Origin of the sequence: Sulfitobacter donghicola DSW-25 = KCTC 12864 = JCM 14565 (assembly GCF_000622405.1) — a bacterium.
Classification (GTDB): Bacteria; Pseudomonadota; Alphaproteobacteria; order Rhodobacterales; family Rhodobacteraceae; genus Sulfitobacter; species Sulfitobacter donghicola.
The window spans coordinates 736,239-755,152 of sequence record NZ_JASF01000005.1; the positions used below are offsets into that span (position 1 = coordinate 736,239).

At 57.9% G+C, this 18,914-nt stretch carries 22 protein-coding genes; 9 read left to right on the top strand and 13 right to left on the bottom strand.

What is annotated here, in order from left to right:
- Positions 1 to 6 precede the first annotated feature (6 nt).
- From Z948_RS0104625 to ccoS, 6 genes are all read left to right on the top strand, one after another.
- Positions 7 to 237, top strand: a complete 231-nt coding sequence (locus Z948_RS0104625; RefSeq protein ID WP_025058405.1) for a CcoQ/FixQ family Cbb3-type cytochrome c oxidase assembly chaperone — start codon at positions 7 to 9, stop codon at positions 235 to 237.
- Positions 230 to 1,093: a cytochrome-c oxidase, cbb3-type subunit III gene (ccoP, locus tag Z948_RS0104630; protein WP_025058406.1), complete on the top strand. Its 864-nt coding sequence runs from the start codon at positions 230 to 232 to the stop codon at positions 1,091 to 1,093. The genes Z948_RS0104625 and ccoP overlap by 8 nt, the downstream gene beginning before the upstream one ends.
- A 106-nt stretch (positions 1,094 to 1,199) precedes the next feature.
- Complete coding sequence (gene ccoG / locus Z948_RS0104635; RefSeq protein WP_025058407.1) at positions 1,200 to 2,606, top strand: cytochrome c oxidase accessory protein CcoG; 1,407 nt, start codon at positions 1,200 to 1,202, stop codon at positions 2,604 to 2,606.
- Entirely contained in the window at positions 2,603 to 3,052 is a 450-nt protein-coding gene (locus Z948_RS0104640) for a FixH family protein (protein ID WP_025058408.1), read from the top strand. The genes ccoG and Z948_RS0104640 overlap by 4 nt, the downstream gene beginning before the upstream one ends.
- The gene (locus Z948_RS0104645) at positions 3,052 to 5,169 is read left to right on the top strand and encodes a heavy metal translocating P-type ATPase (RefSeq protein ID WP_025058409.1); all 2,118 of its coding nucleotides are present in this window, start codon (positions 3,052 to 3,054) and stop codon (positions 5,167 to 5,169) included. Before Z948_RS0104640 ends, Z948_RS0104645 begins: the two co-directional genes overlap by 1 nt.
- Positions 5,166 to 5,315: a cbb3-type cytochrome oxidase assembly protein CcoS gene (gene ccoS, locus Z948_RS0104650; RefSeq protein WP_025058410.1), complete on the top strand. Its 150-nt coding sequence runs from the start codon at positions 5,166 to 5,168 to the stop codon at positions 5,313 to 5,315. The genes Z948_RS0104645 and ccoS overlap by 4 nt, the downstream gene beginning before the upstream one ends.
- A 70-nt stretch (positions 5,316 to 5,385) precedes the next feature.
- Here ccoS and Z948_RS0104655 read toward each other — a convergent pair whose 3' ends face one another.
- Positions 5,386 to 6,531, bottom strand: coding sequence for an alpha-D-ribose 1-methylphosphonate 5-triphosphate diphosphatase (locus Z948_RS0104655; RefSeq protein WP_025058411.1), 1,146 nt, complete (start codon positions 6,529 to 6,531; stop codon positions 5,386 to 5,388).
- 50 nt (positions 6,532 to 6,581) lie between these two features.
- On the opposite strand from Z948_RS0104655, the gene Z948_RS0104660 reads away from it, so the two are divergent.
- On the top strand, positions 6,582 to 7,256 hold the full coding sequence (locus Z948_RS0104660; protein ID WP_025058412.1) for a DUF1045 domain-containing protein: 675 nt from the start codon (positions 6,582 to 6,584) through the stop codon (positions 7,254 to 7,256).
- Here the strand turns inward: Z948_RS0104660 and phnN are convergent.
- From phnN to phnG, 7 genes are read right to left on the bottom strand one after another with little or no spacing between them, the layout of a single operon-like run.
- Positions 7,238 to 7,780: a phosphonate metabolism protein/1,5-bisphosphokinase (PRPP-forming) PhnN gene (gene phnN, locus Z948_RS0104665; RefSeq protein WP_025058413.1), complete on the bottom strand. Its 543-nt coding sequence runs from the start codon at positions 7,778 to 7,780 to the stop codon at positions 7,238 to 7,240. The genes Z948_RS0104660 and phnN overlap by 19 nt on opposite strands.
- Positions 7,777 to 8,460, bottom strand: coding sequence for a phosphonate C-P lyase system protein PhnL (phnL, locus tag Z948_RS0104670; RefSeq protein WP_025058414.1), 684 nt, complete (start codon positions 8,458 to 8,460; stop codon positions 7,777 to 7,779). The genes phnN and phnL overlap by 4 nt, the downstream gene beginning before the upstream one ends.
- Before the next feature lie 4 nt (positions 8,461 to 8,464).
- The gene (phnK, locus tag Z948_RS0104675) at positions 8,465 to 9,235 is read right to left on the bottom strand and encodes a phosphonate C-P lyase system protein PhnK (protein ID WP_025058415.1); all 771 of its coding nucleotides are present in this window, start codon (positions 9,233 to 9,235) and stop codon (positions 8,465 to 8,467) included.
- Entirely contained in the window at positions 9,232 to 10,101 is an 870-nt protein-coding gene (locus Z948_RS0104680) for an alpha-D-ribose 1-methylphosphonate 5-phosphate C-P-lyase PhnJ (protein WP_025058416.1), read from the bottom strand. The genes phnK and Z948_RS0104680 overlap by 4 nt, the downstream gene beginning before the upstream one ends.
- A complete protein-coding gene (locus tag Z948_RS0104685; RefSeq protein WP_025058417.1) occupies positions 10,098 to 11,186 on the bottom strand; it encodes a carbon-phosphorus lyase complex subunit in 1,089 nt (362 codons plus the stop codon). The genes Z948_RS0104680 and Z948_RS0104685 overlap by 4 nt, the downstream gene beginning before the upstream one ends.
- Entirely contained in the window at positions 11,186 to 11,746 is a 561-nt protein-coding gene (phnH, locus tag Z948_RS0104690; protein WP_025058418.1) for a phosphonate C-P lyase system protein PhnH, read from the bottom strand. Before phnH ends, Z948_RS0104685 begins: the two co-directional genes overlap by 1 nt.
- Positions 11,746 to 12,201, bottom strand: a complete 456-nt coding sequence (gene phnG / locus Z948_RS0104695; protein WP_025058419.1) for a phosphonate C-P lyase system protein PhnG — start codon at positions 12,199 to 12,201, stop codon at positions 11,746 to 11,748. Before phnG ends, phnH begins: the two co-directional genes overlap by 1 nt.
- A gap of 93 nt (positions 12,202 to 12,294) precedes the next feature.
- On the opposite strand from phnG, the gene phnF reads away from it, so the two are divergent.
- Positions 12,295 to 13,008: a phosphonate metabolism transcriptional regulator PhnF gene (gene phnF / locus Z948_RS0104700; protein ID WP_025058420.1), complete on the top strand. Its 714-nt coding sequence runs from the start codon at positions 12,295 to 12,297 to the stop codon at positions 13,006 to 13,008.
- A gap of 65 nt (positions 13,009 to 13,073) precedes the next feature.
- Positions 13,074 to 14,264 (top strand): alpha-D-ribose 1-methylphosphonate 5-triphosphate diphosphatase, encoded by a 1,191-nt coding sequence (locus Z948_RS0104705; RefSeq protein WP_025058421.1) that lies wholly within the window; start codon positions 13,074 to 13,076, stop codon positions 14,262 to 14,264.
- Here the strand turns inward: Z948_RS0104705 and Z948_RS0104710 are convergent, their stop codons facing one another.
- The 5 genes from Z948_RS0104710 to phnC all read right to left on the bottom strand — a co-directional run bounded on the left by Z948_RS0104710 (position 14,265) and on the right by phnC (position 18,912).
- Positions 14,265 to 14,879, bottom strand: coding sequence for an LbetaH domain-containing protein (locus tag Z948_RS0104710; RefSeq protein WP_025058422.1), 615 nt, complete (start codon positions 14,877 to 14,879; stop codon positions 14,265 to 14,267).
- A complete protein-coding gene (gene phnE / locus Z948_RS0104715; protein WP_025058423.1) occupies positions 14,879 to 16,177 on the bottom strand; it encodes a phosphonate ABC transporter, permease protein PhnE in 1,299 nt (432 codons plus the stop codon). Before phnE (Z948_RS0104715) ends, Z948_RS0104710 begins: the two co-directional genes overlap by 1 nt.
- Entirely contained in the window at positions 16,174 to 17,058 is an 885-nt protein-coding gene (gene phnE, locus Z948_RS0104720) for a phosphonate ABC transporter, permease protein PhnE (RefSeq protein ID WP_025058424.1), read from the bottom strand. Before phnE (Z948_RS0104720) ends, phnE (Z948_RS0104715) begins: the two co-directional genes overlap by 4 nt.
- A gap of 68 nt (positions 17,059 to 17,126) precedes the next feature.
- Positions 17,127 to 18,035, bottom strand: a complete 909-nt coding sequence (gene phnD / locus Z948_RS0104725) for a phosphonate ABC transporter substrate-binding protein (RefSeq protein ID WP_025058425.1) — start codon at positions 18,033 to 18,035, stop codon at positions 17,127 to 17,129.
- A gap of 58 nt (positions 18,036 to 18,093) precedes the next feature.
- Positions 18,094 to 18,912 carry a phosphonate ABC transporter ATP-binding protein gene (phnC, locus tag Z948_RS0104730; RefSeq protein WP_025058426.1) on the bottom strand — a complete coding sequence of 273 codons (819 nt, stop codon included), beginning with the start codon at positions 18,910 to 18,912 and terminating at the stop codon, positions 18,094 to 18,096.
- Positions 18,913 to 18,914: the final 2 nt, after the last annotated feature.

An 18,914-nucleotide genomic window follows, 5' to 3' on the forward strand; every position in this document is an offset into this window, starting at 1 on the left:
TGACTTATGGACACCTATTCTCTTCTCAGGGAAATCGCTGACAGCTGGGTTTTGCTTGCGATGTTCGTCTTTTTCTCAGGCGCCGCCGTCTGGGCCTTTTTGCCCAGCCAACGCGCTGCACGCGAAGACGCAAGCATGATCCCCTTTCGTAACGACAATGACGACTGCGCCGGTACATCCACCGACACTGCGTCCAAGGGCTTGTCCCGCAACATGGAGGCACTGAACCATGACTAAGAAGAAAGTGGATGAAACAACCGGTGTCGAAACCACTGGCCACGAGTGGGACGGCATCAAAGAGCTGAACAACCCGCTGCCGCGTTGGTGGTTGTGGACCCTATATGCCTGTATCATCTGGGGTGTTGCCTATACTGTCGCATATCCTGCATGGCCAATGATTTCGGGTGCAACCAAGGGCATGCTGGGCTTTTCCACGCGCGCTCAGGTTGCCGAGGACATTGTTGCCCATGAAGCCAAGAACAACGCCTTGGTCGAAGAGCTGCTGGCGGCTGATCTGACAGCGCTCAAACCAGGTGACGACCTGCACCGTTATGCGGTTGCGCGCGGTGGTTCGGTTTTCCGCGCCCAGTGTAGCCAGTGCCACGGTTCTGGTGCTGCGGGTGCCAAGGGCTATCCAAACCTGCGCGACGATGACTGGCTTTGGGGTGGCGACCTTGAAACCATCGTAGCCACCATCGACCACGGTATCCGCAACGAGACCGACGGCGATGCGCGTTGGTCCGAGATGCCTGCCTTTGGTGAAATCCTCAGCGAGGAAGAGATCGATCAGGTTGTTGCCTTTGTGGGCAGCCTGTCTGGCCCAGCCGAGGACGAAGCAATGGTCACTGCTGGTGCGGTTGTCTATGAAGACAACTGTAGCTCTTGCCACATGGAAGCAGGCACGGGGGACCGCGAAACCGGTGCGCCAAACCTAGCGGATGCGATCTGGCTTTATGGTGGCGATGCTGCGACCATCAAACAGACGGTCAAATACTCGCGCTTTGGTGTGATGCCAGCATGGGGTCAGCGCCTATCGGATGAGGACGTAAGCGCGGTTGCCGTATACGTTCACAACTTGGGCGGCGGCGAGTAATCGCTAAAAATCGCAACGGTGCCCCTTTCGGGGGGCATTGTTGATCCAGATCAACGCAGACGAAACTGCAAAGATCTATCTGAGAGACATCATTAAGAGGTTTCTCATGTCTACACCTTCCCTCTACAGCGCCCGCGAGCCAATCTTTCCACGCCGTGTATCCGGCGTTTTTCGCCGTTTAAAATGGTGGATTATGGCGCTAACCCTCGGAATTTATTATCTAACGCCTTGGTTGCGTTGGGATCGGGGGCCGAACCTGCCTGATCAGGCGGTTCTGATTGATCTGGCGAATCGTCGTTTCTATTTCCTTTGGATCGAGATTTGGCCGCATGAGTTTTACTTTGTCGCGGGTCTGCTCATCATGGCGGGGCTGGGGCTGTTTTTGTTCACCTCGGCCTTGGGCCGCGTCTGGTGTGGCTATACCTGCCCGCAGACCGTTTGGACCGACCTGTTCATTCTGGTGGAACGCTGGATCGAGGGGGATCGCAACGCGCGCGTAAGATTGCACCGCGCCAAGTGGGACTTTAAAAAGTGGCGTCTGCGGCTGGTTAAGTGGACCGTGTGGCTCGCCATTGCGATGGCGACTGGTGGGGCTTGGGTATTCTACTTTACCGATGCGCCAACCCTGTTCGGGAACCTGTTGAACGGCACCGCCCACCCCGTTGCCTATATCACCATTGCCGTGCTGACCCTGACCACCTTTGTTTTTGGCGGTTTCATGCGCGAGCAGGTCTGTATCTACATGTGCCCATGGCCACGGATTCAGGCCGCGATGATGGACCCTGACACCATCACCGTGACCTACCGTGACTGGCGCGGTGAGCCGCGCGGCAAACCCCGTGACAAATCAACCGGCGACTGCATTGATTGCATGGCCTGCGTAAACGTTTGCCCCATGGGGATTGATATTCGTGATGGTCAGCAGATGGAGTGTATTACCTGCGCCCTCTGTATTGATGCCTGCGATGACGTGATGGCCAAAATCGGCAAACCACGTGGTTTGATCGATTATATGGCCCTGACGGATGAGCCAGCCGAACGCGCAGGCAAACCGCCGCGCCCCTTGTGGCAGCATATCTTCCGCGTCCGCACGCTGATCTATACTGCGATGTGGTCTGCCATTGGTATTGGCCTTGTCTATGCGTTGTTTATCCGCTCGGACATCGAACTAACGGTAAGCCCTGTGCGCAACCCGACCTATGTGTTGCAATCCGATGGCGGCATCCGCAACATCTATGATGTGCGTCTGCGCAACAAATCCAGTGAGGAACGCCAGTTCCACATGAGCCTGACCAGCGCTTCGATCTTGCGTATCCAGTTGCCTGGGAAGGATGCGGGCCTTACCTTTACTGTGCCTGCGGATACGACACTGAACCAGCAGGTTTACGTGACTGCGCGCTCTCGCGATGACGCTGCCTCGACGCATACCACTGATCTGCGTCTATGGGTTGAAGACCTAACAACCGGTGACCGCGCCAGCCGCGCCACCACCTTTAACGGGAAAGTAAAATGACCAAAGAAATCAAAGGATGGCATGTAGCGTCTATATTCGTGTTTGCCTTTAGCATCATTATCTCGGTTAATCTGGTTCTTGCGTTTAACGCCGTGAAAACTTTTCCGGGGCTGGAGGTGTCCAACTCTTACGTGGCGAGCCAGTCATTTGACGAGGATCGCGCAACGCAGATGAGCCTGAATTGGGATGTGTCTGCCTCGCTAGAAGGGGATATCCTGACGTTGAACATCACCAAAGATGGGCGTCCGGTGAACCCTGTGATCGAATCTGCCACCTTTGGACGTGCGACGAATGTTCAGCAGGATCAGACGCCTGTGTTTGAATTTGACGGCCACGCCCTGCGCGCGCCAGTAGATGCAGGACCAGGAAACTGGAACCTGCGGCTGCGCGCGCGCAGCGAAGACGGTATTTTGTTTCAACAGCGTGTAATTGTAGAGGTTCCGTAATGACGTCCGCCTGCCCTGCCTGTTCTGCTGCACCGCTAGCGATGGAAACCGCAAGCGGCCCTGCGATGAAATTTTCGGTTCCGACTGTTCATTGTGCCGCTTGCATCGGCAAAATCGAACGCGGCCTGGCGCATCTGAATGGTGTGCAGGCGGTGCGGGTGAACCTGTCGATGAAGCGCCTGTCGGTGACGGGCGATGTTGATCCTGATGACGTCATGAACGCGGTTGAGGATCTTGGGTTTGAGGTCTTTGCCCTCGACACAGCTTCGTTGCAGGTAGCGCAGGATAGTGTTGGGCGTGGGTTGTTGATGCGCATGGCTGTTGCTGGCTTTGCGATGATGAATGTAATGCTGTTTTCCGTGGCGATTTGGTCAGGAGCGACGGATGCGACGCGCGATTTGTTTCACCTGATCTCGGCTGCGATTACGCTGCCTGTTGTTTTGTATTCTGGTCAGCCGTTTTTCCAATCTGCGTGGTCTGCCCTGCGGGTGCGCCGATTGAATATGGATGTGCCGATTTCACTGGCGATCTTGTTGGCCTCGGCGATGTCATTGTTTGAGACATTGCAGGGCGGCACGGAGGCCTATTTCGACGCGGCCTTGTCGCTGACCTTCTTTTTGCTGATCGGGCGCTATATGGATTACCGCACCCGCAGCGCCGCGCGATCAGCTGCGCGTGAGCTGACCGCGCTGGAGGTGCATACCGCCGAGCGTTTGGTGGGTGAGCAGACCTACACTGTGCCCGTTGCGGAATTGGAAGTTGGCGATGTTATCTTGGTCCCGACGGGTGGGCGGGTCGCTGTGGATGGTGTTTTGCTATCTGGCGATGCCTTGATGGATCGTTCGGTTCTGACAGGCGAAAGCGCGGCTGTGACCCTGCACACAGGTGACATGTTGCAAGCGGGCGAGATCAACCTGACCGCGCCGCTGCGCCTGCGCGCGATGTCTGTGGGGGCTGATACCTCGTTGCGGCGCATGGCCGCTTTGGTTGAAACCGCCGAAAACGCGCGCAACAGCTATACCGCGCTGGCCGATCGCGCTGCGCAGATTTATGCGCCTGCGGTGCATACGTTGGCTTTGGTTGCCCTGTTGGGCTGGTGGGCTGCCACGGGCGATTTCCGCCATGCATTAAACATTGCAATTGCTGTTTTGATTATCACCTGCCCTTGTGCTTTGGGGCTTGCTGTTCCTGCGGTGTCTACCGCTGCGGTAAGCCGCCTGTTTAACGCAGGCTTTTTGGTGCGCCATGCCACCGCACTGGAGCGTCTGGCCGAGGTCACGCGCATTGTTTTTGACAAAACCGGCACGCTTACCCGCCCGACGGTTCAACTGCCCGACAGCATGAGCGAGCAGGACAAAAGCATCGCCAAGGCGCTTGCCCAGACCTCGTTCCACCCGCTGTCGCGTGCGTTGCTGAACACGTTGAAAAGAACAACGGCAGCGCAAGTTTCGGACATCACAGAAATCGCAGGCCAAGGGGTTCGCGGAACGTTTGAAGGGCAGATCGTACAGTTGGGCCGTGGCCCATGGCTGGAGGCGGATCACAACGGGCTATGCCTGCGAGTCGGGGATGCAGACGCAATTGCACTGGAGGTCCCCGAGGCGCTGCGCGCAGGTGTTGCGGATGCCATTGGTGATCTTGATCTGCCTTGTGAAATCGTGACGGGTGATACGGAGCTTCCTGCCAAAGCGCTGGCGGAGAAACTATCGCTACCCGTCATCTCAAACGCCACACCTCAGACAAAGATCGACCGCCTCAAGGCGCTGAGCGCCGAAGGTGAGCAGGTATTGATGGTGGGTGACGGGCTGAACGATACGGCGGCCTTGGCACAGGCGCATGCCTCTATTGCGCCCTCAACCGCGTTGGAGGCATCGCGGAATGCCGCCGACATCGTGATCCTAAAAGACAGCTTTGCCGAGCTGCCCCTGATTGTGAATGTCGCCCGCGCCACGCGTCGCCTATCGCAGCAGAACTTTGCCATCGCGGCGGTGTATAACTGCATCGCTGTGCCCATTGCATTGGCTGGGTTTGCGACCCCTCTTGCGGCGGCGCTGGCAATGTCGCTATCTTCGCTTACCGTATTGGCAAATGCCCAACGCATGAGGTTTATCCGATGAATGTTCTTGTGATCCTGATCCCGATCTCGCTGATCCTTGGGGCTGCTGGCCTTGCCGCGTTTATCTGGACTGTGCGCTCGGACCAATATGATGATGACAGCGGCAACGCTGCGCGCATTTTACTGGACGACGAACCCGTCGAGTGATCGGATCAAACACAAAAGAGGGCCCCGTGACGCGGCCCTCTTTTTTTGCATACGAACGGTGGTTGCCACCTCAAAAGACGCGCTGCCCCGCACACCACGTTTCTTGCAGAACCGGCAGGCCGTCGAATGATGCAAACCGAATGACATCACCGCGCATCCCCACCTGCAACGCGCCGCGATCCTGCAAGCCGACAGATTGAGCAGGTTGGGACGTCACCGTCCGAATGCCGCGCGGCAAATCCCCCCATAGGTCGCCTAATTGCACCGCCGCCATCAGCAACCCTGCGGGCACATAATCCGAGGATATGATATCGAGCAGGTCCAGTTTTGCCAGTTCTGACGCCGCGACATTTCCCGAATGTGATCCCCCGCGGATCAGGTTCGGGGCGCCCATGATTGTGGCAATCCCATTGGCGTGACAGGCCTGTGCCGCTTCTATCGTTGTTGGAAATTCGGCCACCGAAACGCCGTAACCGTGGCTGGTGTCGACTTGCTCTTGCGTTGTGTCATCGTGGCTGGCCAATGTTGCGCCCAAACGTTTTGAGGCCTTTACGGTTGCCGCCTCGTGATCAGACCCTAGACGTTCCTGTAGCCCATGCAGGAAGGCGACGTGTTCGATGAACTCAACATCGCTCATCCCGTGTTTGCCGCGCACATAGGTTTCGAATTTACTAAGGTCAGAGAACTGTCGCTGCCCCGGCGTGTGATCCATCATCGAGACAATGCCAACGCGGTCTTGGGGCGAAAACTCGTCCAGCTCAGCGATGAGGGTTTCTGAACAGATCTCGGCGCGCAGGTGGATGTGGTGGCTGATCCGCAGCAGCCCACGGTCCCGCATGGAGAGGATCTGATCCGTCATTTGGCGCGCGTATTTCCCGTATCGCCTGCTTCCCCCTGAAACAATCGAACCGACGCGGATGGCATCAAAAACCGTGGTGATCCCCGTGCCTGCCAATTCACGGTCATGGGCAAGGATTGCGGCGTGATAGGGCCAATCCACCTTGGGCCGAGGAGAGAGGTGGCGCTCGAGGTTGTCGGTGTGCAATTCGATCAAACCAGGGGCGATGTAATCCCCCTGCATGTCCAATGCACCGGATGGGACGGACGCGCCGCTGTTTATCTCGGTAATGCTGCCGCCTGTTACGCATAGCGATCCGTGAATAATTTCATCATTCAGGATCAGCTTGGCATTGGCGAAAATGGTTTGCTCTGTCATGTCAGTGTCACGCGCCTTTGGCATAAGAAAGTATCAGTTTTGGAGGCTCTATGTTTGAACGTTACGCTATCTTTTTCACGCCAACAGGGGCGCTTGCGGATTTTGGAGCGCGCTGGCTGGGATGGGATAGCGCGGCAGGCTGTGCCGTGCCGATGCCCGCCTTTGAGGGGCTGGATGTTGCTGCGATCACCAAGACACCGCGCAAATACGGATTGCATGGCACGTTGAAGGCGCCCTTCCATCTGGATGCCAGCACCAGTGCTGATGCGTTGCACCGCGCGGCTGTTGATTTTGCAGCGGTCCACGCGCCTTTTGGCATTGGCGAAATGGAGCTGCGCCACGAGAACGGGTTTGTCGCCTTGCGCCCGCAGGGTGATCTGGTGCCGCTGCGCGATTTTGCCACCGCGATCGTCAAGGCGTTTGACCCCTTTAGTGCGCCGCTGAGCGCGGCAGATATTGCGCGCCGCCGGAAATCCCGCCTGACCCCGCGCCAAGACCAGCAAATGCTGGTTTGGGGCTATCCGTTCATCTTTGAGGATTTCCATTTTCACCTGACGCTGAGTGGGCGATTGCCCGAGGCCACGGCCAACCAGGTAATCGCCGCGTTGACGCCCGAGATGTCGCGCAGTGCCGAGACCCCGTTTCGGATCGATGCAATCACGGTGATGGGCCAAGACGGCGATGGGATGTTTCATCAGCTGCATCGTTATGCCCTATCCGGATAAAGATGGCCGAGGATAGCCTGCACAGTGTCATCCAGCACACCGTTGTTTTCAAAAGTTGTGACGGTGATCTCTGGCGGGATCGCCGAGGCAGCCCGATCCAACCGCGCGGCGATCTGCTGGGCCGTTTCGCGGCCACGTCCAGACAGGCGCGCCGCTAGGGTTTCGCGCGTGGCGGTCAGATTGATCACCTCGAAACGGGGGAAGTTTTGTTGCGCCTCCAGCAGCACGCCACGCGACAGGTTCACCAGCAGATCCGCCCCCGCCTCCAGCGCCTGCTGAACGGTTGCGGGAATGCCATAGCGCAGATCATGCGCCTGCCAACTCAACACATAGGCGCCAGCGGCCTGGCGGGTTAGAAACTCGGCTGTTGTGACCCCTTCAAACGCCTCTCCCCCTGCTTTGGTCGGGCGGGTGATGGTGCGGCGCACCAATGTGATGCGGGGGGCCTGTGCGGCGAGGGCTTCCATTACGCTGTCTTTGCCAACGCCGGAGGGACCGACAATGGCGATGAGGCGTCCGCTCATGCTGCTAGGCCCGGCGTGTATTGTGTGACGTCCAGCTGGCGCTCACAGATTTCATCGCGCGCGGCGTGATCGTGGAAAATACCGATGATCGCGGCGCCGCGCTGTTTGGCCTCTTTCACCATCGCAAGGACCGTTGCGCGGTTGGTGGGGTCAAGGCTGGCTGTGGGTTCATCCAGCAACAGCGCAGGATAAGGATAGGCAAAACCGCGCGCGATGTTCACGCGCTGCTGTTCGCCGCCCGAAAAGGTTGTCGGGCTGAGCGACCAGAGCCGTTCGGGGATGTTGAGCCGCGCCAACAGCTCTTTGGCGCGGGCTTGCGCGTCTTGCTTTGGCGTTCCGGTAACGAGAAGAGGTTCCGCCACGACATCAAGCGTCGAGACGCGCGGAACAACGCGCAGGAACTGGCTAACATACCCCAGCGTATGGCGGCGCAGGGCGATGATATCGCGCGGAGCGGCTGTTGCCACATCAACGTTGCCCACCATGATGCGGCCAGACGCGGTTAGGTAATTGCCATAGATCATGCGCATCAGCGTGGATTTACCCGCGCCAGACGCGCCCACCAGCGCCACGCATTCCCCCGCAGCCACGTTTAGCGACGCGCCTTGCATGACGGGAATTTCGGCGGCACCCTGATTATGCAGGGTAAAGGATTTTGAGACGTTTTCGATCGTGATCATAGCATCAAACCTGCAAAACTGAGGAAACAAGGAGCTGGGTATAGGCATGCTGGGGATCATCCAGCACCTGATCGGTCAGGCCTGTTTCGATGACATGCCCGTCTTTCATCACCATCAGGCGATCCGCCAGCAGGCGCACAACCGCCAGATCATGGGTCACGATGATCGCGCTGAGGTTCATCTCGCGGACAAGGCCGCGCAGAAGGTCGAGCAGGCGCGCCTGAACCGAAACATCCAAACCGCCCGTCGGTTCATCCATAAACACCAGACGCGGCCCCGTGACCAAGTTGCGCGCAATCTGTAATCGTTGCTGCATGCCGCCTGAAAAGGCGGTTGGGCGGTCATCAATCCGGTCTTCGGTGATCTCAACACGGCCCAGCCAATCAATGGCCGAGGCGCGGATATCCCCGTAGTGGCGGGCGTTCACAGCCATCAGGCGTTCGCCCACGTTGCCTCCCGCGCTCACATTCATGCGCAGCCCGTCGCGGGCATGCTGGTGCACAAAGGCCCAATCCGTACGGCCAAGCATACGGCGTTCGGGGTCGGACATGGTGATCGTATCGCGCAGCCCATCCGCGCGCGTATCAAACCGTACCGCGCCACGATCAGGCGTGAGGTGCCCTGCGAGGCAATTGAGCAGCGTTGATTTGCCCGAACCACTTTCCCCAACGATGCCCATCACCTCACCAGGGTACAGATCAAACGAGACATTGGTGCAACCAATGCGGGGGCCGTAAAACTTTGCGATATTTTCGACTTGTAACAAAGGGGTCATGCTGCGTCCTCTTTATGAGGGGTACCTTGGGGGCCGACATGGCCTTCGCGCCTGCGTTTCGCGCAATAATCCGTGTCCGAGCACATGAACATGCGCCCGCCCTGATCATCGACAATCAATTCGTCCAGATAGCTGGTGGTCGAACCGCATAGACCACAGCAGTGGTCTGCTTTGGTGGGTTGGAACGGGTAGTCGTCGAAATCAAGGCTGACGACCTGCGTATAGGGTGGCACGGCGTAGATACGTTGTTCGCGCCCCGCGCCAAACAGCTGGATACCCGCCATTTCCAATTTCGGGTTGTCGAATTTCGGGATCGGGGATGGGTCCATCACATAGCGCCCTTCCACCTTGACCGGATAAGCATATGCCGTTGCGATGTCGCCGTGCTGGCTGATGTCTTCGTACAGTTTCACATGCATCAGCCCGTATTCTTCGAGGCTGTGCATCTTGCGGGTCTCCACCTCGGAAGGTTCGAGAAAGCGCAAGGGTTCGGGGATGGGCACCTGATAGACGAGGATTTGATCGGCGCTCAGCTCTTCTTCGGGGATGCGGTGGCGGGTTTGGATGACGCTGGCCTCGCTGGTGGCTTCGGTCACCGCAACGCCTGCGGTCTTTTGAAAGAAACGGCGGATGGAAACCGCGTTTGTGGTGTCATCCGCGCCTTGGTCGATGACCTTGAACGTATCCTCTGGTGTCAACACAGCCGCCGAGACCTGCACCCCCCCCGTGCCCCAGCCATAGGGCATTGGCATTTCGCGGCTGGCAAAAGGCACCTGATAGCCGGGAATGGCCAGCCCTTTTAGGATCGCGCGGCGGATCATGCGTTTGGTCTGCTCATCCAGATAGGCAAAGTTATAATCGCTCATTCTGCGGCCTCCTGAGTGATATTCTCCTGCGCTTCGCGGCGCAGCTTGCGGATCAGTTCCAGTTCGGATTGGAAATCGACGTAATGGGGAAGCTTGATATGCTCCAAGAACCCTGTCGCCTGAATGTTGTCGCAGTGATAGAGGACGAATTCCTCGTCTTGGGCTGGCGCGCCAAGGTCGTCTTCGCCGAGTTCTTTCCAACGCAAAGCGCGGTCAACCAGCGCCATTGAGATCGCCTTGCGTTCGCTCATTCCGAACACCAAACCATAGCCGCGGGTGAATTGCGGCGGCTCGGTTTTAGAGCCTTTGAACTGGTTGACTGTTTCACACTCCGTCACAGTCATTTCGCCAATATCAATGGCAAAACCCAGTTCGGGAATATCCATTTCAACCGCGACCGTGCCGATGCGCAGCTCGGCCACAAAGGCGTGGTTGCGCGCGTATCCGCGTTGGGTGGAATAGGCCATCCCTAGGATAAACCCCTCATCCCCGCGCGCCAGTGATTGCAGCCGCAAGGCGCGGTCCGCTGGCAGCTCTAGCGGTGTTCGGGTCAGGTCGGGGGGCGTTTCATCACCCGCTTTTTCGGCTTGGATCAGGTCTTCGCGATCTAGGAAAGCCATGATGTGGGGGGTATCGGTATCGGGCGGCGTGGCGGTTTGTGCCTCGGGCACTTCCCCATCCGCGGCGAGTTTGAAATCCAGCAGGCGGTGGGTGTAGTCAAACGTCGGCCCCAGAACCTGCCCGCCCGGGGCGTCTTTGAATGTGGCCGAGACACGGCGGTCACAGGCCATGGCATCGGTTTCTATGGGATTAGAGCCGCCAAAACGCGGCAGCGTGGTGCGATAGGCGCGGATCAGAAAGATTGCCTCGATCAGATCACCGCGCGATTGTTTGATCGCCAGCGCGGCAAGGTCGGGATCAAAGAGCGACCCTTCGGCCATCACGCGGTTGACGGCCAGCGCCAGTTGTTCGCGAATTTGCGCCACGCTGAGTTCAGCGATGGACGTATCGCCGCGCCGCTCTTCGGCGAGCCACGCATGCGCGTTATCAATGGCGCGCTCGCCCCCTTTTACAGCAACATACATCAGCTTACCCGTGTTGTGCGGGGCAACGCCGCGAGGCGGTTGCCGGTGGTGAAAATGAAATCAAGGCCTAGCGGAAACAGGCGTGCGTTCTGTTGAAACGCATGGGTTTCTGGCAAGGACAAGGCGGTCTGATCTTTGATCCCTGGCCCCTGAAGGGTTGCGCCCGCGTTCGCCAGCGCATCGGTTTCCACAATCAGCGTTGCCGCGCGATCAGGGTATTCCGCAGTGCCGCGCGAATAGGCCTCGAGAGGGTGATCCGCCCATACGCCAACCGCAAACATCGCATCCTGTGCTGTCGCGATGGGGGCGCCCGTGTGAAAGATGATCCAGTTGCGGATATCATCCGTATCATGGCTGGGCGCCAAAAAGACTGGCGTGTCGGGATCGCACAGGGTGAGCAGCACCGCACCGGCAGCAGGCGACAGAGGCGCAGGCGGCTGGGCGCCTGACAGCTCGACAATCTCGCCCGGGCGCGCCATCGCGGTCATTACGGCGCGAAAGGCATGGCTGGCCTCGACGGGGGCGTTGGCAAAACCGCCTTCCAGAATATGAGACTGCATCAGTCTTCTCCTCTGACCATGGTAAAGAAATCAACTTTGGTTGCTGCCGCTTTGGCAGCGCGATTGGCTTTTTGCTTGGCCTTTGCGGTGCGCAGCGGGGATAGGATCACCGCCTCGGCCCGCTCGGCCAACGCGGTCTGCATCAGCGCATCCACCAAGGCAGCCTGAAGCGCGTGATCCTTGCCGCGCCCCTGCACGTATCCGTGGCCTACCGTACCATCGGCCAGCTTGACCGAGGCCCGCGTGACCGTCATTTCGCCCAAGTTAAACGCAGCACCAACGGCCCCCGCACGGCCGCGCACCATCACGCTGCCAATCTCAGGGGCGCGCAGCACGGTATAGTCGGGCGCCATCTCTGCCCTCTCCCATAGCTGCGCCAGATCGGTAGCGGCGGATTTGGCCAACAGGCTCAACCATTCTTTTCGCGCCGCGTTTGGGTCGGTCATCATATTCATCTAGACACCTTTCGGAGTTGTCTATACAACTAGACAAATCATAACCAACAACACCCCTTCTGCCAATCCCCCGCAATATGAAACTTTCATGACATGACCAATCGCACCCCCGTATGGAAAGCCATTGCGACCGAAATTCGCGGCGAGATCGCCAATGGAATTTACCGAGAGGGTGACAAGCTCCCCACCGAAGCGGTGCTGGCGGCGCGCTTTGGGGTGAACCGTCATACGGTTCGCCATGCGATGTCGGCCTTGGCGGATGAGGGGCTGGTCATCTCGCGGCGGGGGGCGGGTGTGTTTGTGGCCTCGACACCTACGGATTACCCGATTGGGCGGCGTGTTCGGTTTCACCAAAACTTGCGGGCGGCGGGGCGCACGCCTGCGAAAAAGGTTCTGCTGCTAGACACACGGGCGGCGCTGGAAGCCGAGCATGAGGCCCTGCACCTAAGCGAGGGGGCCCTTGTTCATGTCTATGAGGGGCTGTCGCTGGCCGAGGGGCGACCTATTGCATTGTTTCGCAGTGTTTTCCCTGCCGACCGCTTTCCCGACCTGTTGAACCACATCAAAGAAGAAACTTCGGTCACATCCGCTTTGGCTCTTTCTGGGCTTTCCGACTATACGCGCACATCCACCCGTGTGAACGCAAAACTGGCCAGCGCCACACAGGCGCTGCACCTGCAAATTAGTGAACACGCGCCGCTTCTTCGGACAATCAGCATAAACGCGGATCGGGACGGTATCCCCATCGAAGTGGGCCGCACGTGGTTTGCCGGAGATAAGGTGACACTGACCCTATCTGACGCGTAACCCGTCATAATCCTGATACACGCGAAAGTTACACGTTGGAAAAACTCAACGGGCTGAGCAAACCGATGTCATATATCCAAAACATGCGCTTTTCCGGCGGCCAAATCCTGCGCGAAAACGGTCTAACTTCGGGTGAATTGACCGTAGATAACGGGCGTATCCTAGACCGCAGCCAGCTTTGCGCGCCATGGCACGTAGAGCTGGAAGGCTACATGATATTACCCGGCATTATTGATCTGCACGGCGACGCCTTTGAGCGCCACCTTGCGCCCCGCCCTAGCGCTCCGTTCCCCAGCGAAGTTGGTTTGCAATCGGTGGACCGCGAAGCCGCTGCCAACGGGGTCACAACCGCGTGGATGGCGCAAAGCTGGTCTTGGGAAGGGGGAAGCCGTGGGCCGGATTTTGCCGTGGCCTTTATGGAAGACCTTGCCGCCTATCAGCCGCAGGCCTTGACGGATCTTCGCATTCAGTTGCGGTGTGAAACCCACACGGTAGAGACACAAGAGCGCCTGCTGGAAACCGTGCGCAAACATAAAATCGACTATGTCATCTTTAACGATCACATCGGCGAAGCGATGGAGATGATCACGTCGGACCCTGAGGGCCTTGCCATTTGGGGCAAACGCGCGGGCCGCGATTTGGCGGGCCATATTGCCTTGATCAAGGCAACCAAACAAAAGGCCGCACAGGTACCGCGCTATCTTTGCAGCCTGTCTGCTGCCTTTGACGCGCTGGGTGTCACCTATGGCAGCCATGATGACGCAAATGCCGCGACACGGGAATATTACGGCATGATTGGTGCGCGCATTTGCGAATTTCCCACCCATCATGCCCCTGCCCAAGTTGCGCGCGCCAATGATGACCCGATCCTGATGGGCGCCCCTAACGTTGTACGCGGCGGCTCCCAATCCGGTAACATCGCGGCAACCGATCTGGTAAAGCTTGGGCTATGTGATGTCTTGGTTTCCGATTACCACTACCCCTCGCTGGCACGCGCTGCGCATCGGCTGGCGGATATGGGGCTCATGCCGTTCAGCGAAGCGTGGCAGATGATTTCGACAACGCCAGCGCGGGTGATGGGGCTGGATGACCGTGGCGAGATCGCCAACGGGAAACGGGCGGATCTGGTGATCTGCAACCGCCAGACGCGCCAAATTGAAGGCACCATCGCTAATGGCAGATGGTCGCATATCTGTGGGGATCTGGCTGGGCGTATCATGGCGAACCAGCCGAACAGGGCAGTCGCTGCGGAATAGTTATTCGTATTTTTCCAGAAAGGCTTCGGCCTGCATCGCGCGAAAATCATCCAAGGCTGTGCGCAGCGCATCATGGGGCCAATCCCACCACGCCAGCGCCATCATCCGATCGGCAACCGATTGGGTAAACCGCGCGCGCAGCGGCACCGCGGGAATGCCCGCAACAATCATATAGGGCGGCACATCTTTGGTCACGATGGCCCCGCCTGCAACAACGGCACCATGGCCAATCGTTACCTCTGGCCGCACCTGCGCCCCGTTGCCTAGCCATGTATCATGGCCAATTACGGCGCGTCTGGTTTGGCGAAAGGCGAACCAGTCTGCGTCATGAGTTGCATCGTCAAAATAGTCGCCCGAGCGATAGTGAAAGTGATGCTGGCTGGCTTTTTCCATCGGGTGGTCCGTTGCTCCGATCCGCACAAAGGCCGCGATGTTGCTGAATTTGCCCACGGAGGCATTGGCAATGTCGGCGTAGCGGTCGCAGTAGGAGTAGTCGTCCAAATGGCTGTGGGCCACGCGGCTGCCGCGCCCGATTTCGATGTATCTGCCAAAGGTTGCATCGGTTATCTCGCAGTCAGGGTGCAGGAATGGTTTGTCAGCAGTCAGGCGTGCCATCAGTGACCGCCCTCATCCCCTTTGATCAGCTTGCTGCGCAGCCAACCTGACAATGTATCCATCGCCATGACCATCAATACGATAAGAACGATGTAATAGCTCACTTCTTCCCAGTCTTTCTGCGTGTGGATTGCTTGGGTCAGGAAGAGGCCAATGCCGCCCCCTGTGATTGCACCAATGATCGTAGCCGAACGGGTGTTTGATTCAAAGTAATAGAGGATCTGGCTGAGCAACACTGGTGTGATTTGCGGGATCACCCCAAAGCGATAGCGCTGAAGCGGCTTGGCGCCGGTCGAGGCGACGCCTTCGATCTGTTTGCCATCCACGTTTTCCAAGGCCTCCGAGAACATTTTTCCAAAGGACCCCGTATCGGTGAGCAGGATCGCCAGACCGCCTGTCAGCGGGCCAGGTCCAAAGGCGCGGCTAAGGACAATGGTCCAAATCAGCCCATCCACCCCGCGCAAAAAGTCAAACACGCGACGGGCCGCAAACCGAAGGCCACCCAGCGGGGTAAAGTTTTTGGCGGCAAGGAACCCCAAAGGCAAAGCAATGATCGCCGCGCCAAAGGTGCCTAGGAACGCCATAAGGATTGTCTCGACAATGGCCCAAGCGACCTCGCCGTGGCGCCACATCTTGTTGTTCCAGAAATCGCTCCAGATTGCGCCTGCCTGTCCATCAAAGGCGGCCGATACCAGCTGGGGGAGGCTTTGCCCGTGATAGGGGCTATCGAGCGTGAAAAAGAACAGCTCCCATCCGGTTTGATATTTGAACACCTCGGTGCGGTTGCGTGTCACGGTCAGACGGCCAGCATCTGTGATGATCATCAGACGGTTTTTGGAAGTGCTGATATAGTCAGGCAGATCCCCCGCGGGGAAGGTCGCATTGACGCCACCCACACCCGGCGTGGCGGTGACAGTTCCATAATCGGGGATTTCATAGGTGACCTGATCACCAAAGGTGATGATGTGCCCATCCTCCAGATCAATAACGGGGTTATCCCCCATCGTAACCCAATCGGGGCTGGTGCCCTCGGCATAGCGGCCTTTGCGCTCGCCCTCGATGGCGATTTCGGTTTTGCCATTGCGATTGTCGCGGGTGACGTGGGTTTTGTAGCTATACAGGTCAGAGACCAATGTCGCTGCGTTTTTGACATTGATCCGACCGCTAAGGCCGACAAAGTCGAAGGCGACAAAGATATAAGCGAAATAGGCCAGTACAACTGCAGGCATTGCAAAGGACATCATGCGTTTGCGGCTAAATCGGATTTTTGCGTTTTGGTGTAGAACGGCGGTGGTCATGCGTGTGTCTCCGTCAGGCGTGCGCCATGGGTCAGGCGGTTACGAAGGGTGCTGGATATCTGGTCGACGACCACAATGGTGAGAAAGAGCAAAAGGAAGATGGCGGCGGCTTCGTCGAATTTTCCCTGTCCCCAGCTCATCGTGTTGCGCAGGTCATAGCCAATGCCCCCTGCCCCGACAAAACCAAGGATCGCGGAGGCGCGTATGTTGATTTCAAACCGCAGCAACGCATAGCTGAGGTAGTTTGGCGCAACCTGCGGCACAACGCCAAGCCACATACGCTGGCTCCAGCTGCTCCCGACCGAGGCAAGCCCTTCGACGGGTTTAAGAGAGGCGTTTTCGTTCACCTCGGAAAACAGTTTGCCCAGCGCACCAACCGTATGCAGCGCAATGGCGATCATCGCCGGAATAGGCCCACCCCCAAGGAGATAGATCAGCACCAGCGCGATCACGATTTCAGGCACCGCGCGCAAAATATCCAAAACGCGGCGCAAAGGCGAAACCAGCCACGGCACAGGCGCCAGCCCCCGCGTGACCAGCAGCGAAAAGACCAAAGCAAGAAGGCCGCCCAACAAGGTGGAAGCGGCGGCAATATTGATCGTTTCGATCAATGACGGAAGGTATTTCAGCAAATAACCAGGCAGCAGATGGGCGCGTTCAACCGCTTCGCTAAACACATCCATCGGAAAGTCAAAAACGTTGCCAAGCCCGTCCCAGAACCCGCCTGCGTTTCGGTCATCAGCGGTGCGAAACCCCGAAATCAACAGCCCAAAGAAAAGCACCAGCAAGATCATATTCATGATCCGTTTGGATCGCATCTGCGACATATATTGCTGCCGGATGTCTGGCATCTTTGGCGCTGTTTCAGAAATATCCGTCATGACCCACCTCATAAAAATGCTGGCCCCAAACGGTGTCGGGGCCAGCGGATTGTTTGGAAACCGATGTCTTAGTTGGATTTGGCTTTGCGGGCCTCAACGATGGACACATAGGCGTCATGTGTGATCGGGTTGAAGCCAAGGCTTTCGCCCGCTGCAACACCATAGGCGCACTCTGGATCTGCTTCGTGCAGGCCATCAACCAATGCGGTCATCTTGTCCTTAACGTCCTGTGGCAGGGTCGAGCGCAGAACAACCGGACCTTCCGGGATCGGCTTGGAGCGCCAGATTTCGACCAGATCGTTCATGTCGACCAGACCCGCATCAACCGCTTTGCGCAGCGCGCCCGAGTTAAAGCCGTCTTCCCAGTTGCCCTGACCATCAGCCCAAGTCACACCGCCGTTGATGTCGCCATTGTTCACCGCAACGATGGTCTGCTCGTGGCCGCCAGTGAATTTCACTTCGCCAAAGTAGTCGCCGCTTTCCATTGATGCGCTGGTCTGCTGGGGGATTTCGATCGAAGGGATCAGATAGCCAGAGGTAGAGTTTGGATCACCAAAGCCAAAGGTCTTACCCTTCATGTCTTCCAGCGATTTGATGTTGCTGTCGACGCGGGCGAAACCGATGGAGTGGTAGCCATATGAACCATCAAGGTTGATCTTGACCAAGACAGGCTCAACCGCGTCGGGGTCCTGAATGTGCACAGCCGCGTAGGAGGACGCGCCAAGCCATGCCATATCCAACGTACCGCCCAGCAGGCCCTGAATAACGCCGTTATAGTCTGCGGGGGCGAACAGTTTTGTTTCAACGCCCAGCAGCTCTTCGGTATAGGCGCGCAGGCATTCGTTGCTGTTCATGCGGTCCTGAGCGTTTTCGCCGCCCAAGATGCCGATGCGGAATTCTGTTACCGCGTTTGTGTCAGCAATGGCCGCGCCAGAGATTGCTGTGCTCATCAATGCAAGTGCGATGATCTTTTTCATCTGTCTTCTCTCTTTGGTTAAGAAGCGCCCCGCAAAGGGCGCGGGGAAAGGGATGACGCTATTGCGCCGCTGCATAGGCCAGTAGCTTTTGGGCCGCTGCATTCGTTTCGATTTCCGTAGAGGTCGTCGCCTCGGAAAAGCTGGCGTCCGCGCCGTAGATGTCGCGGGCAACGCCAGTGGTCAGTTGTGCGGGCGTGCCGTCAAAGACGATTTTGCCATCGCGCATGCCGATAACGCGGTCGCAATAGCGGCGCGCGGTATCTAGGGTGTGCAGGTTTGCAATCACCATGCGCCCGTCCTGTTCGTGGATGTCGCGCAAGGATTGCATGACAACCTGCGCGTTCATCGGATCAAGCGAGGCAATCGGTTCATCCGCAAGGATGATTTTGGGGTCCTGCATCAAAGCACGTGCAATGGCGACGCGCTGTTGCTGCCCCCCTGATAGGGCTTCGGCGCGCTTTGGCGCATGTTCGGCAATGCCGAGACGTTCGAGAATATCGATAGCGCGGTGGATGTCATCATCGGGATAAAGGTTGAACATTGTCGCCAGCGTCGAGCGGCGATTCAACGTGCCATGCAGCACATTCGATACCACATCCATACGCGGCACCAGATTGAACTGTTGAAAAATCATCGCGCATTGCGACTGCCAGTTGCGTTTGGCCGCGCCGCGCAGGTTTGTGATGTTTTGACCCTCAAAGGTGATCTCGCCCGAGGTAACATCCGTCAGCCGATTCAACATCCGCAAAAGCGTGGATTTACCCGCACCAGAGCGCCCGATGATCCCGATCATCATGGGTTCATCAACGGTAAAGCTCGCTGCTTCTACGGCCGTATTGGCCCCAAAGCTTTTTGTGATTTCGTCAAAACGCAACATCT

Excerpts from the sequence above, each read along its gene's own strand:
- phnK (WP_025058415.1), bottom strand. The coding sequence starts at position 9,235 with ATGACCCCTTTGTTACAAGTCGAAAATATCGCAAAGTTTTACGGCCCC.
- phnN (WP_025058413.1), bottom strand. The coding sequence starts at position 7,780 with ATGAGCGGACGCCTCATCGCCATTGTCGGTCCCTCCGGCGTTGGCAAA.
- Z948_RS0104625 (WP_025058405.1), top strand. The coding sequence starts at position 7 with ATGGACACCTATTCTCTTCTCAGGGAAATCGCTGACAGCTGGGTTTTG.
- ccoP (WP_025058406.1), top strand. The coding sequence starts at position 230 with ATGACTAAGAAGAAAGTGGATGAAACAACCGGTGTCGAAACCACTGGC.
- ccoG (WP_025058407.1), top strand. The coding sequence starts at position 1,200 with ATGTCTACACCTTCCCTCTACAGCGCCCGCGAGCCAATCTTTCCACGC.
- phnL (WP_025058414.1), bottom strand. The coding sequence starts at position 8,460 with ATGATCACGATCGAAAACGTCTCAAAATCCTTTACCCTGCATAATCAG.
- phnE (WP_025058423.1), bottom strand. The coding sequence starts at position 16,177 with ATGACCACCGCCGTTCTACACCAAAACGCAAAAATCCGATTTAGCCGC.
- Z948_RS0104640 (WP_025058408.1), top strand. The coding sequence starts at position 2,603 with ATGACCAAAGAAATCAAAGGATGGCATGTAGCGTCTATATTCGTGTTT.
- phnG (WP_025058419.1), bottom strand. The coding sequence starts at position 12,201 with ATGAATATGATGACCGACCCAAACGCGGCGCGAAAAGAATGGTTGAGC.
- Z948_RS0104660 (WP_025058412.1), top strand. The coding sequence starts at position 6,582 with ATGTTTGAACGTTACGCTATCTTTTTCACGCCAACAGGGGCGCTTGCG.
- Z948_RS0104680 (WP_025058416.1), bottom strand. The coding sequence starts at position 10,101 with ATGAGCGATTATAACTTTGCCTATCTGGATGAGCAGACCAAACGCATG.
- Z948_RS0104655 (WP_025058411.1), bottom strand. The coding sequence starts at position 6,531 with ATGACAGAGCAAACCATTTTCGCCAATGCCAAGCTGATCCTGAATGAT.
- phnC (WP_025058426.1), bottom strand. The coding sequence starts at position 18,912 with ATGTTGCGTTTTGACGAAATCACAAAAAGCTTTGGGGCCAATACGGCC.
- Z948_RS0104710 (WP_025058422.1), bottom strand. The coding sequence starts at position 14,879 with ATGGCACGCCTGACTGCTGACAAACCATTCCTGCACCCTGACTGCGAG.
- Z948_RS0104705 (WP_025058421.1), top strand. The coding sequence starts at position 13,074 with ATGTCATATATCCAAAACATGCGCTTTTCCGGCGGCCAAATCCTGCGC.
- phnH (WP_025058418.1), bottom strand. The coding sequence starts at position 11,746 with ATGCAGTCTCATATTCTGGAAGGCGGTTTTGCCAACGCCCCCGTCGAG.
- phnE (WP_025058424.1), bottom strand. The coding sequence starts at position 17,058 with ATGACGGATATTTCTGAAACAGCGCCAAAGATGCCAGACATCCGGCAG.
- Z948_RS0104645 (WP_025058409.1), top strand. The coding sequence starts at position 3,052 with ATGACGTCCGCCTGCCCTGCCTGTTCTGCTGCACCGCTAGCGATGGAA.
- phnF (WP_025058420.1), top strand. The coding sequence starts at position 12,295 with ATGACCAATCGCACCCCCGTATGGAAAGCCATTGCGACCGAAATTCGC.
- ccoS (WP_025058410.1), top strand. The coding sequence starts at position 5,166 with ATGAATGTTCTTGTGATCCTGATCCCGATCTCGCTGATCCTTGGGGCT.
- phnD (WP_025058425.1), bottom strand. The coding sequence starts at position 18,035 with ATGAAAAAGATCATCGCACTTGCATTGATGAGCACAGCAATCTCTGGC.
- Z948_RS0104685 (WP_025058417.1), bottom strand. The coding sequence starts at position 11,186 with ATGTATGTTGCTGTAAAAGGGGGCGAGCGCGCCATTGATAACGCGCAT.